The organism is Vibrio cyclitrophicus (genome assembly GCF_024347435.1).
Taxonomy (GTDB): Bacteria; Pseudomonadota; Gammaproteobacteria; order Enterobacterales; family Vibrionaceae; genus Vibrio; species Vibrio cyclitrophicus.
Genome location: NZ_AP025481.1, coordinates 1,285,275 through 1,298,169 on the forward strand (window position 1 = coordinate 1,285,275; position 12,895 = coordinate 1,298,169).

Genomic DNA, 12,895 nt, shown 5'->3' on the forward strand with positions numbered 1-12,895 from the left:
GTCGTGCTCCTTAATCTTGAGACAGTTTAGTGAAACGAAGGTTTAGTAACGCTAGTGCACCAACCAATAGGAAAATAAGCGTTGCGATAGCACTTGCTAGACCGAAGTCTTGGCCGCCGCCGCCTTCGAATGCAATTCGGTACGTGTAGCTTACAAGCAAGTCTGTGTAACCGGCTGGCTCAGAAGTACCAATCATGTTCGGGCCACCGTTCGTCAATAGTTGAATCATTACGAAGTTATTGAAGTTAAAGGCAAACGCTGCAATCAATAGCGGTGTAAGCGGCTTAATCATCAATGGGAATGTAATGCGCTTGAAGTTATCAAGGAAGTTCGCACCATCAATCGCTGACGCTTCGTATAAATCATCAGGAATCGCTTTAAGCAGACCCATACATAGAATCATCATGTAAGGGAAACCTAGCCATGTGTTAACCATCAACACCATGGTTTTCGCTAAGATAGGGTCTGAGAACCAGTTCGGGCTTAAGCCGAAGATATTCTCGAGCACCATGTTGATCTCACCAAAGCTTTGGTTGAATAGACCCTTAAAGATAAGAATCGAGATAAACGCGGGGACGGCGTAAGGCAGAATCAGTAGAACACGATAAATAGAACGACCTTTCAACTCTTCCCATTGCACGATATTCGCAAGCACAAGCCCGATAACAAGCGTGAACGCTACGGTACATACCGAGAAGATAACCGTCCAAATAAAGATGCTGATAAACGGTTCTTTAATACCGTCATCTTTCCATACACGCTCAAAGTTATGTGTGCCAATACTAACCACAAAACCTGGAGAGATGGTATTACCCGTAAACTCACCGTTTGTATCAACAGGTTGGTAGAAACCCACATCCATATTTGGCTTAAGAACTTCACCCGTTTCATTGTTGATTAACGTTTCTTCATCGTCTTGTAGCGTGTAAAGCGGAGCAACAGAAGCAAACTTACGTAAGCCACTCATGCGGATGTCACCACCGTCCGGTAGATTGAAATCAACACCACTGATCGCAGCTCGGTTTTGGATGATCGCTTTGATTTTCTCTTTTTCACCTTGCGCAGACTCGATGACAGATAGGTCCATCTCTGTTGCTGTCATATTGTCTAGAGAAAATACGTCAGTCGCTAACAGTTGGTCGCCATCTTTTACGACGATCTGGTGACCGTCATCTGTCTTGTACAAAGTAAATGGGTAGCTCTCACCGCTTTGGAAAGAACGGTCTAAAAGAACGGTTTGAGTACGCTCTAGAGAAAGCTGATTTTTCGCGCTGTAGTTAGTAAACGCAAGCCCTACGGTGTATGCCAATGGGAAAAGAATGAACAGGATCATTCCGGCAATACCTGGGTAAATATAACGGTGGGCGTAAGTTTTTTTACTACCAAAAATGTAAAGTGCCAAAGCCGTTAAGATCACTGTAAGCAGCGCAAAAGCGAGCTCACCGCGAGAATACATAAGAATTGTAGCGTAGCCGTTTATTAAGCCAACGCTACCAAGCAACCCCCATTTGATGAAGACGCTTTTACTGCCTGGAAGGCTTGATGGTGCTGGGATAGCATCTGTACCTTGAACTGACTGCATAGAGGAACCTGCTAGCGATATAGATAAAAAATAGAAAAGTAAGGAGAGGTTACCCCCTCCTTAAAAGGTAGTGCTTGGGTGTTACTTAACCATACGACCTTCAGCAGCTTTTAGTGCTTGGTCTACTGATTGACGGCCGTCAACTACGTTGCCGATCGCTTCTTCCATGCTGTACCAGAATGTTGTGAACTGAGGGATGTTAGGCATGATCTCACCGTTCATCGCGTTGTCCATTGTTGCTGCAATACGAGTATCGCTGTCTAGTTGACGTTGGAAAGAGTTAAGAGCAACAGCGCCTAGTGGCTTGTCGTCGTTCAGGCTCTTCATACCTTCATCTGTTAGCAGGTAGTTTTCCATGAACTCAACAGCTAGGTCTCGGTTTGGAGACGCAGTGCTGATACCACCCGCCCATACACCAACGAAAGGTTTAGACGCTTTACCGTTGAACTTAGGTAAAGTTGTTACGCCGTAATCTACGCCAGCTTTCTTGATGTTTTCCCAACCCCAAGGACCGTTGATTGTCATTGCAACGTTGCCCGCAACAAATTCAGACTCAGCAACTGAGTAATCCATGTCTGCAGAGATAACTTTGTCTTGTACCATCTTCTCGATGAAACCTAGAGACTTCTGAACACCCTCAGTCGCTACGCCCGCATCTTTAATATCGTAACCTTCTGCCGTCTGTTTGAATGCGTAACCGCCGTCAGCTGCAAGTAGAGGCCATGTGAAGTAAGCGCCGCCACGTAGAGGCCACATGATCGCTTTTTTACCATCTTTTTGAAGCTCAGCATCAAGTGCTGGGATTTCTTCCCAAGACTTAGGTGGGTTAGGAACAAGCGCTTTGTTATAAATTAGAGAAACTGACTCAACCGCTACAGGGTATGCGATTGTTTTACCTTCGTATGAAACAGCGTCCCATGCGAAGTCTACGATACCTTCTTTAGTTTCTTTAGAAGGTTTGATATCAACAAGAAGCCCCGCTTCTGCATAGCCGCCAAAACGGTCATGTGCGTAGAAAATCATGTCTGGGCCATCGCCAGCCGCTGCAACTTGAGAGAACTTCTCTTCTAGTTTGTCAGGGAAAGCGACTGTTACTTTAACACCAGTATCTTCTTCGAAGCGTTTACCTACTTCAGCCATGCCTTCATAAGCTTTGTCACCACCTACCCAGATAGTTAGTTGTCCTTCTTCGATAGCAGCATTTGCACCAAAAGAACCCAGAGCAACTATTGTACCTAGAGCTACAGCGCTTAGAGCGTTTTTCATGTGAATATCCTTTTTATATTTATACGTAGGGCACATCTACCAAGACGAGCCAGTTTTCAGGGCTTATGATCTGAGAAAATAGCCTCTAGCTCATCATCCTAGCCACTACGCCCTAGCTATTATGGCTTAAAATCGTGATCGCCATCCGGTCAGATTAGAGATTGGAGTCACAAAACACATACTCATCGTGATCGACATCACCGTTATGGCGTGGATTTATTTGAACTGGATCGCCAATTATTAATAACCCCATTTATCTACTCCTCCCCTACTACTCCCCCTCGTTAATTTTACGTTGGGAGGATGTACCGTTTCGCTAATTCATCGAAACTGCATTCATCCAAGAGTGGATAGTAAGAACCCTTTACCAGTAAGTGTTATGTGTAACAGCATTGTTCATTTAGTTGGCTTCACTGCCCGCTAGTGTCTTTATTAAGCATTGAGTTAAATCTGTGATTGAATCACGGGGGAGGTTTGGCTCGATGTGGGGGAAATAGACACCAGTTTGGCTATGACGGGTGGGCTTGGTTAAAGAAATCCAAGTCTCACCCACTTTTTTTCTTACTCACTCAATACTTACCAATTCCTACAGTTACTGCTGACCCGAAAATTTCTTATAATGATAAGCAGTAAAACTTAAAATTTGATCGATCGAGGACAAGCTAGATGGCGAGTGTCACGTTAAAAAACGTTTATAAATCATATGGTGATGTACAGATTTCTAAGGACGTAACCTTAGACATCAACGAAGGTGAATTCGTAGTATTCGTTGGACCATCAGGTTGTGGTAAATCGACGCTATTACGTTGTATCGCAGGTCTAGAAGACATTACGTCTGGTGATTTGTACATTGGCGACCAACGCATGAATGACGTTGAACCGTCAAAGCGTGGCGTGGGTATGGTATTCCAATCATACGCGCTTTACCCTCACCTTAACCTATACGACAACATGTCTTTCGGCCTCAAATTAGCGAACGCTAACAAAGCTGAAATTGATAAGCGTGTTGAACATGCTGCAGAAATCCTTCAGCTTGGTCACCTTCTTGAGCGTCAGCCTAAAGCCCTATCTGGTGGTCAACGCCAACGTGTTGCGATTGGTCGTACTCTGGTTTCTCAACCAAATGTATTCCTACTTGATGAGCCGCTATCAAACCTTGATGCTGCTTTACGTGTTCAAATGCGTTCGCAAATCACTAAACTACAACGTCAACTTGGTTGCACCATGATCTACGTTACCCACGATCAAGTGGAAGCGATGACTATGGCCGATAAAATTGTTGTTCTTGATGGTGGTTATGTATCTCAAGTCGGAAAACCGCTTGACCTTTACCACTACCCTCAAAACCGTTTCGTTGCTGGCTTTATTGGTTCGCCGAAGATGAACTTTATGTCTGTTCACATCGAGCAAGCGGAAGCTGAACGCGTATTGGTACAACTTTCAAACGGCATGACTTTCTGGATTCCAGTCGATGGTACCACTGTCAATGCAGGTGACCGTATGTCTCTGGGCGTTCGTCCTGAGCACTTATTGTCTGCTGAAACAGGTGATGCGACGATTGAAGCTGAAGTGATGATGGTTGAGAAGCTAGGTAACGAAACACAAGTTTACCTAAACCTCGAAAGTGCCGATGCTGACGTTATCTATCGCCAGCCAGACACGTTGACGATTGAGTCTGGTGACAAGCTAGCGATTGGTATTCCTGCACACCGTTGTCACTTGTTCCACAGTGACGGTCGCGCATGTCGTCGCCTATACAAAGAGTACGGCACAGACTAATCGGTTCCGCCTTTTAAGATATAACTTGCCCATATCCAATCCCTCTTACGTTGTAAGGGGGATTTTCTATTTAGGGCGACTAGTTTTACTTTCATTAAATCACCTCGCCAGCAACTCTATAAACGTATTCAATTTTTTATTGATAGCAATAAAAAAGGCCTAGCAAGCGCTAGACCTTTATCTATGAGTCAGGCTATAAGCCCAACCACCATTATCACTTCTTTGAGACATGCACCAGTCTAAATCAACTTAGTGAATTGGCGTATCATTCTGTTTGTTGAACTGGCCAAAATGCTTCTCTAACACTTCTGGCGTTAGTTTGCCTTCTGCTTCTAGTCGTTTGAACTCAGCGACGATCGCTTTTTGCTCTTCAAGTGATGGTAGTTTTACTTCTGGCTCATCACCCATTTCTTGAGTCATCTGCTCTAGTTCTTTTTCAAAATCGCTCATGATACTTACCTAAATATTAAATCTAACGAGATTTTACTCATTTACGACCTGTGATGCTAGAGCGATTGAGTCCAAAGCCCGAAACCAGATCAAGCGAACGTCAGTTTAAACACAGGGCTGGCTTGAAATTAGAAAGAGCTGGATTCACGATTAAATGAAGCCAGCTCTCTGTCAACGTCATTAGCTCAAGCAGTATTACAGCTTAAACGAGCCAACCATCTTATCTAGACGAGAAGAAAGGTCTCTAAGCTCTTGGCTCGCTTCTGCAAGCTGCTCGGCCGTACCCGTTGTCACTTCGTTGATTGCGTTGATCTCTTCAATGTTCTGGTTGATTGTATGAACTACGGTTGATTGCTCTTCCGTTGCCGTCGCCACTTGAGTGTTACGGTCTGTAATATCAACAATACGATCTGAAATGCCACTCAGCACATCTACCGCTTCATCCGACGCCGATACACCTTCAAGCGTGATCACCTTACCCGCACTCATTGCCGTTACTGCATCTTTAGCATCGCTTTGCAGTTGGTTGATCATCTTCTGAATCTCTTCCGTAGAATCTGCAGTGCGGCTTGCTAAGTTACGTACTTCATCTGCTACAACCGCAAAACCACGACCTTGCTCGCCGGCACGGGCTGCTTCAATCGCTGCGTTCAATGCGAGTAAGTTGGTTTGATCTGAAATATCGCGGATAACACCCAGAATAGAACCGATATCTTGAGTTGTAGAAGCAAGCTGTTCAACCACTTGACCCGTGCTTTCGATATCTTGCGCTAACCGACTGATCGCGTCTTTTGCTTTGTTTACAACAGAACGACCCACTTCAGTATTACCCGAAGCTTGCGTTGCCGTTTCTGCTGCTGTTGCCGCGTTCGATGCAATCTCGCTGATGGTCATACCCATTTCATTAATGGCAGCGACCACTTGAAGGGTTTGATCACGTTGCTCTTGGCTGTTGTCGTGGGTAATGTGTGCTTTGTTAGACACGCTCTCTGCCGCCACTTGCAGTGCTTGGCTAGTCGAACACACTTCTTTCATCGACTCGTGAATCTTTTCAATGAACCCGTTAAAGCCCTTTGAAAGCTGTGCAATTTCATCGTTACCTTTCACTTCAATACGCTGTGCAAGATCACCGTCACCTTCACCAAGGTCACCAAATCGCTTAGCCAAAAGCTTAATCGGTTGAGTAATGCTATTCGCAAGTACTACGCCCATTAGGATAAATACTAATGCCACAACCGCAGTCATGATCAGCATCTTTTGCGCTGTCGCATCGAGCTCTGCAAACACTTCACCAGTCGGAACTACACCAATAACAAACCAGTCCATTGAAGACACATACAAGCTCGCCACGAACAGCTCTTGGCCTTGGCTTTCAGTGGTAATCAGGTTAAAGCCCGATTTGTTCAGTAATTGACTTGCTTGAGGACCGTAGAGTTGTTGAAGTGAAGAGTCACTGCGTGAACGCTCGCGGTGAATTTGAACATCACCTTGGCTATCGGTTAAGAATACGAAGCCTGTATTTTCAATCTTGAAACCGTTCAGTAGGTTAACCATGTCATCCATCGACTTTGATAAACCTGACATTGCCAAACCAGAAGGCTGCTGATAGTTAGCAAACATCTTCACTTCGCCATTGGCTTCTTGGAACATGCTTACCATGGTTGGTTGTCCAGATTGCGTAAAGCCAAAGAACCAACCATCTTGTTGTTGGTTTAACTGACGTAGGAAACCATTTTGGTTCCAGTAGTAAGCAGTTTGACGGTTCGCCACTGAGGCATCGTTCAACTGATATTGGTTACGAACATTATTCAGTTGTTTAACCAGCTTGTTTTCTAATGCCGGATCGCGGTCGGTCGATTCGATAGCATCAGAAATAAATTCATTTGAAGCAATTTGCTCCGCTGCTAATAATAGCTGAGACACTTCACGGTCAATTTCACCATTGATTCGCTCCAACATTCCAGGAAGCTCAATATCGATCAGTCGATGACTCAATACATCTCTTGCTTGTTGTTGTGCCATCGCGCCGACAATTACTGTCGATGCAAGAACCGCAAAGGTAATGCCAAGTACAACTTTTTGCTTGATACTCAGAGAGTTAGTTTTGAACATATTTAGACCTTTAAAAAGAATCGCTCGTTGTTTGTAAACTTTGAACAGGACTTTGTTAACGCGCCCCAACAAAGTGATGCACAATCTGAGTTATATATCGGCCACAACCAATAAAACTGGAGACTTTTCTCTCAAAAAATTGCACATATGATGTAACAACCGAAATCATCCAAATTAAATATGAATTAACTAAGCCAATATCGTACTGTCGAGAGTCGGCTTTAGCTATCAGCCCTTAGATCTAACTGAACTCAAACAACTCCCCACAGCCAAGCTTTTGTATATAAAAACCAATTGATATAGTAATACTCACAACCTAACAATATTTTTAGCTAACCACTTGTAAATCTTTCCAATTTTGAAAAAATAAATTACGCAAATGCACTGGAACTTTTTGCTACAAATCAGTGACCAATACTCAAAATAAAATCAAATGGATACCCAGAGAGTCCAAAATGCACAAAACAAATTTCGAAGTCCTTCAAAACTATCTAGAGTCTCAAATCATTGGTCAAAAAGAGCTCGTTAAGCAACTGATGATCGCCCTTTTAGCGGATGGTCATATCCTCGTTGAAGGGCCTCCCGGCTTAGCAAAAACTCGCGCCGTAAAATCACTGGCTGATTGCGTTGAGGGGGATTTCCACCGCATTCAATTCACACCTGACTTACTGCCTGCGGACTTGACTGGTACCGATATTTTCCGACCAGAAACTGGGGAATTTACCTTCCAATCAGGCCCGATTTTCAACTCGCTTATTCTAGCGGATGAGATCAACCGTGCTCCGGCGAAAGTTCAAGCAGCAATGCTGGAAGCGATGGCAGAGAAACAAGTGACTGCCGGTCGAAAGACCTATGCTCTGCCTGAACTGTTTTTGGTAATGGCGACACAGAACCCAATTGAGCAAGAAGGGACATACCCTCTGCCAGAAGCCCAGTTAGACCGATTCTTGCTTCACCTTGAGGTCGAATACCCAGATATGGAAAGCGAGCTGGAGATCTTGCGCCTGAACCGAGGCGAAGCTCAAGGTAACGAATCTATTCAGCCACAACAGATATCTCAGCAAACGATCTTTGAAGCGCGCCAAGAAGTGCTCAACATTCATATGGCAGACACCATTGAGCAATACATCATCAGACTGGTTATGGCGACTCGCCAACCCAAGCAATACAGCGATCAACTTGATCAATGGTTAGATATGGGTGTCAGCCCACGCGCAACTATTGCTTTGGATCGCTGCGCGCGTGCTCACGCATGGCTTGCTGGCCGCGATTATGTAACGCCACAAGACGTTCAAGCGATGGCATTCCCTGTGTTACGCCACCGCCTGCTCCGTAGCTACCATGCTCAAGCTGAAGGCGTTACGGCCAATCAAGTCATCGCACATCTTATTTCATTGGTTGGCAGCGCATAAGGACACGCGTATGAATAATCAACTACCCAACTATAGTGACGGCGTCACGTTGAATTTGGATGAGCTGCTGCAATACAAAGCTCAGTCTGTTCGATGGTTGCCTCCAGCCAAGAGCCTTTGGTCTCAACTTAATGGTCAACACGAGAGTAACCACAAAGGTCGCGGGATGAATTTCTCTGAAGTTCGTCAGTACCAAGCAGGAGATGATATCCGAAGCATTGATTGGCGCGTCACAGCAAGAACGGGCAAGGCGCATACCAAGCTATTCTCTGAAGAAAGAGAGCAGCCTGTCATTTTGTTTTTGGATCTATCAAGCAGCATGATTTTCGGCTCAACCTTGTTGTTGAAATCAGTTCAACTTGCACACTTTACTAGCCAACTGTGCTGGCTCACTGTGGCTCAAAAAGACCGAATTGGCGCAGTAATAGATACTGGCAAAGAGATCATTGAAATCAAGCCCAGTGCGAGTAATCATGCGCCATTACGCATTCTTCAAAAAGTCATAGAAATCAATAATGCAGCGCTGACCAACCACGACAATCACAGCGAGACAACCTTAGAGCATGGACTGACATCTCTTCATCAGCTTTGTCCAAAAGGCAGTGATATTATTATCCTCAGTGACTTTGTACGCTACCAAGAAAGTAACTACTCACTTATCAGCCAAATACGCCGGCACAACAGAGTCCGCTTCGTGCATTTTCATGATCCATTAGAGCAAGGTGAAACCGCCTACAAGGGATCTAAACAAGTGACGGACGGCAGTAAAACTCAATGGTTTAACTTCTCCTCGAATAAAGAGAAGGAAAAACTTAACCACGCGTTTTCACTAAAGAAGAAGCAGTTGCAGAAACTTGGTTTATCTCTCGCGATACCTTATAGCTCGCTGTCTAGTGCACAGTCATTAATGAGCCAGATATCAGGAGTTCAGTCATGAATCAGCCCTTAGATTTGAGCCCTGTCATTGCACCAGATGCACCGACTTGGTGGCCTTTAGCGTGGGGTTGGTGGGCATTGATTATCACGGCTATTGCTCTGATCGCCTTAGTGTTTTTCATTGTAAAACGCAGACAAAACAACCAACACGCGAAGAACGAAGCACTTGCTCGTTTTCGTCATGGTCAGTCTCCAGATAGCTTGTCTCCGCGCACAGCTCAAGACATCGTTCGTCAGGCAGCACTAAGCTATTTCCCACGCGAAAAAATTGCAGGTCTAGCAGGTGATGATTGGTTGAAGTTCTTAGATGCGCAATTAGAGAAGCCGTTATTTGTAGCAAAACAATCCCAGTGGCAGCAAGCGCTCTATCAAGATGCAGCCTTAATGAACGACGAACAGAAAATGGATCAACAGCAATTGGTTAATGATTGCGAAACTTGGCTTCGTAAAGCCCTTCCTCCAAAGCGAGGTCGTTATGAGTGATTTTCTTAGCCCTATGTTTCTAAGCAGGGACTTGCTAAACATCGAGTTCGTTTGGTGGTGGATGTTCTTCATCGCGCCACTGCCGTTTCTCGTTTACTTGTTCTCACCAAAGTCAGAATCAAGCAATGCCCTAAGGCTTCCATTTCTGCCAGAAGACAGCCATACCAAAACACCGAGCAGTCGCTTACCAAAAGCGTTGTCAGTTATTATTTGGATTCTGCTTGTTACGGCGAGCGCTCGCCCTGTATGGTATGGCGAACCGGTGAAGTTTCAGCCGAAGCATCGTGATTTGATGTTGGTTGTCGACCTCTCCTACTCGATGAGCCAAGAAGACATGCAGTTCAATGGCGAATACATCGACCGCTTGTCGGCTGTGAAACGCGTATTGAGTGACTTTATTGATCGCCGTAAAGGCGACCGAGTCGGATTAGTACTATTTGCTGATCACGCCTACTTGCAGACCCCGCTTACGCTAGATAGAAATACGCTTTCACAACAGCTCAATCAAGCAGTGTTAAAGCTGATTGGTACTCAAACTGCGATTGGCGATGGCATTGGCCTTGCGACCAAGACCTTTGTTGATAGTAATGCGCCTCAACGTGTGATGGTACTACTCAGCGACGGCAGTAATACTGCGGGGGTGTTAGACCCATTAGAGGCCGCAGACATCGCAAAAAAATACGATGCGACCATATACACCGTCGGTGTTGGCGCAGGCGAAATGATGGTCAAAGAGTTCTTCATGACTCGTAAGGTCAATACTGCTCAAGACTTGGATGAACGCACGCTAATGGAAATAGCCAAACGCACTGGCGGTCAATACTTCCGTGCGCGTGACAGCAAAGAGCTGGCGACCATTTACGACACTATCAACCAGTTAGAACCCGTGACAAATGCCACCAAGGTTTGGCGACCACAACAAGAGTGGTTCGTATGGCCTTTGTCTGCGGCAATGTTCTTCGCATTTATGCTGTTAGCCATTAGGAGAAACAATGTCTAACTTTACTTTTATCTACCCATATTGGTTCTTAGCGCTTGTCGCGTTACCCGCGATTTGGTGGCTTAGTAAGAAGCAATCTAAGCAAGGGTTATTGGCGTCTCATATCGCTCGCTACTTGGCGCCAGAATCAAGCAAGCCATCAAAAAACCGCAGTACTTACTTTGGTATCTGGTGGATGATCGGTGTTATTGCATTAGCCGGCCCCAGCTTTCAAAACAATGAACAACCGAGCTTTGAAAAAACGCAGGCTCGAGTTGTGATGATGGACATGTCGATGTCTCTATACGCTACCGACATAAAACCAAATCGCCTGACTCAAGCACGATACAAGGCTCTTGACCTGCTTTCGTTGTGGAAAGAAGGCTTAACAGGAATGGTCGCGTACGCTGGCGATGCTTACACCATTAGCCCGCTAACGTCCGACATCAACACCATCAAGAGCCAAGTGCCAAACTTGTCTCCGGATATTATGCCTTACCAAGGCAGCAACGCCCCCGCTGCGGTTAAGCTTGCCATTGAGATGATGACTCGCGCTCATATCTACCACGGTGACTTGGTATTGATTGCTGATGACATAGATGACCAAGAGAAGAAAGAGATCGACTCGCTGCTATCTGGTAGCAATTGGACGCTATCCATTTTAGCGGTGGGTACTGAAAGTGGCGCACCAATCTCTTTGCCAACAGGCTCAATGCTGCAAACCAACTCAGGGCAAACTGTGGTCGCGAGAACCCACTTAGAGAACATGCGCGACCTGACTCGCAGTTATGGTGGCACGTTCACTGAGGTTCAATTTGATAACTCAGATGTTGAACATATCGCCAGTTATCTCGACCGAGTTGCAACAACCTCTGAAGTGACCAAGACCAATAACTCACTCAACACGAGAGTCAACAATGGCTTCTGGCTTCTGCCATTCCTATTACTGCCCGCACTTGGGCTGTTTCGGAAGGGTGTTGTTTGGTGCGGATTAGCTGTGGTTTTGTCGTTCAGCCAACCGAATACCGCGTTTGCAAGCCCTTGGAAAACCGACGATCAGGTGGGTTATCAGCTTTATCAAGATGAAGACTTCCAACAAGCTGCAGAGCAGTTCCAACAACAAGAGTGGAAAGGCATCGCACAATACAAAGCCGGTGACTTCGAAGCTGCAGAGCAGACACTACAAGGTTTGAATGGCGAAGATGCTCGCTACAACCTTGCAAATGCACAGGCGCAGCAAGGCAAGTACGATCAAGCGATTGAAGAGTACCAACGTATTCTCGAAAACAACCCTGAACATGCTTATGCGAAGAAAAATCTAGAGCTTGTCGAACAGGCTCAGAAGCAACAGCAACAGCAACAGCAAGACAATTCTGAGTCCAAAGACCAAAACGAACAAGGTCAGCAGGGTCAGCAGGGTCAGCAGGGTCAGCAGGGTCAGCAGGGTCAGCAGAATGATTCTTCGCAAGATTCGCAGGATCAACAACAAAGCTCTGCAAACAATGAAAGCTCGCAGAACCAAACGAATAGCCAAACTCAAAGTGCAAACCAACGGCAAGCCAAAAATCAACCGGATGAAAAAGTAGGTGAAGAAGACAGTAAGCGAGCAGCGCAATCTAAGCAGTCAGGTAAATCCGATCAGTCCGAAGAGCAAGACCAAAAGGATTCAAAACCTCAAAGTGCGAGCGCACAGCAAGCTTCAAACGAAAAAGGTGAAGGCGATGGTCGACAAGCTTTAGCGCAAACCTCAGATCAGCCGCAATCGAGCGATCCTGATATGCGAAAACTTGAGCAAGTAGAAAGCGCTCGTGACCCGAGCCAACTGCTTAAAGCGCAAATGATTCTACAAGCACGACAAAAAAGTGCTCCTAACAACCAAAACAAAAAGTGGTAACC

10 protein-coding genes are annotated in these 12,895 nt (G+C 45.5%); 6 read left to right on the forward strand and 4 right to left on the reverse strand.

Annotated elements, in window-relative coordinates; translation table 11 throughout:
- Window positions 1-10: 10 nt before the first annotated feature.
- On the reverse strand, window positions 11-1,582 hold the full coding sequence (gene malF, locus OCW38_RS20515; protein WP_010431449.1) for a maltose ABC transporter permease MalF: 1,572 nt from the start codon (window positions 1,580-1,582) through the stop codon (window positions 11-13).
- Between the two features lie 81 nt (window positions 1,583-1,663).
- The gene (gene malE, locus OCW38_RS20520; protein ID WP_010431451.1) at window positions 1,664-2,848 is read right to left on the reverse strand and encodes a maltose/maltodextrin ABC transporter substrate-binding protein MalE; all 1,185 of its coding nucleotides are present in this window, start codon (window positions 2,846-2,848) and stop codon (window positions 1,664-1,666) included.
- Between the two features lie 666 nt (window positions 2,849-3,514).
- On the opposite strand from malE, the gene malK reads away from it, so the two are divergent.
- Window positions 3,515-4,627 (forward strand): maltose/maltodextrin ABC transporter ATP-binding protein MalK, encoded by a 1,113-nt coding sequence (malK, locus tag OCW38_RS20525; RefSeq protein ID WP_010431455.1) that lies wholly within the window; start codon window positions 3,515-3,517, stop codon window positions 4,625-4,627.
- A gap of 249 nt (window positions 4,628-4,876) precedes the next feature.
- On the opposite strand, the gene OCW38_RS20530 is transcribed toward malK, so the two are convergent.
- Together OCW38_RS20530 and OCW38_RS20535 are read right to left on the reverse strand one after the other, a co-directional pair.
- The gene (locus tag OCW38_RS20530; protein WP_010431457.1) at window positions 4,877-5,077 is read right to left on the reverse strand and encodes a restriction endonuclease subunit S domain-containing protein; all 201 of its coding nucleotides are present in this window, start codon (window positions 5,075-5,077) and stop codon (window positions 4,877-4,879) included.
- 195 nt (window positions 5,078-5,272) lie between these two features.
- Entirely contained in the window at window positions 5,273-7,189 is a 1,917-nt protein-coding gene (locus tag OCW38_RS20535) for a methyl-accepting chemotaxis protein (protein ID WP_010431461.1), read from the reverse strand.
- 455 nt (window positions 7,190-7,644) lie between these two features.
- Here OCW38_RS20535 and OCW38_RS20540 point away from each other — a divergent pair, with 455 nt between their 5' ends.
- Genes OCW38_RS20540 through OCW38_RS20560 form a run of 5 tightly spaced genes read left to right on the forward strand, consistent with a single transcriptional unit; the run spans window position 7,645 to window position 12,893 of the window.
- Window positions 7,645-8,601, forward strand: coding sequence for an AAA family ATPase (locus tag OCW38_RS20540; protein WP_016767410.1), 957 nt, complete (start codon window positions 7,645-7,647; stop codon window positions 8,599-8,601).
- A gap of 10 nt (window positions 8,602-8,611) precedes the next feature.
- The gene (locus OCW38_RS20545; RefSeq protein WP_016787329.1) at window positions 8,612-9,538 is read left to right on the forward strand and encodes a DUF58 domain-containing protein; all 927 of its coding nucleotides are present in this window, start codon (window positions 8,612-8,614) and stop codon (window positions 9,536-9,538) included.
- Window positions 9,535-10,020: a DUF4381 domain-containing protein gene (locus OCW38_RS20550; RefSeq protein WP_016767409.1), complete on the forward strand. Its 486-nt coding sequence runs from the start codon at window positions 9,535-9,537 to the stop codon at window positions 10,018-10,020. Before OCW38_RS20545 ends, OCW38_RS20550 begins: the two co-directional genes overlap by 4 nt.
- Window positions 10,013-11,020 carry a vWA domain-containing protein gene (locus OCW38_RS20555; RefSeq protein WP_065612636.1) on the forward strand — a complete coding sequence of 336 codons (1,008 nt, stop codon included), beginning with the start codon at window positions 10,013-10,015 and terminating at the stop codon, window positions 11,018-11,020. Before OCW38_RS20550 ends, OCW38_RS20555 begins: the two co-directional genes overlap by 8 nt.
- Window positions 11,013-12,893 carry a VWA domain-containing protein gene (locus tag OCW38_RS20560; RefSeq protein ID WP_102385084.1) on the forward strand — a complete coding sequence of 627 codons (1,881 nt, stop codon included), beginning with the start codon at window positions 11,013-11,015 and terminating at the stop codon, window positions 12,891-12,893. The genes OCW38_RS20555 and OCW38_RS20560 overlap by 8 nt, the downstream gene beginning before the upstream one ends.
- The last annotated feature ends 2 nt before the right edge of the window (window positions 12,894-12,895 follow it).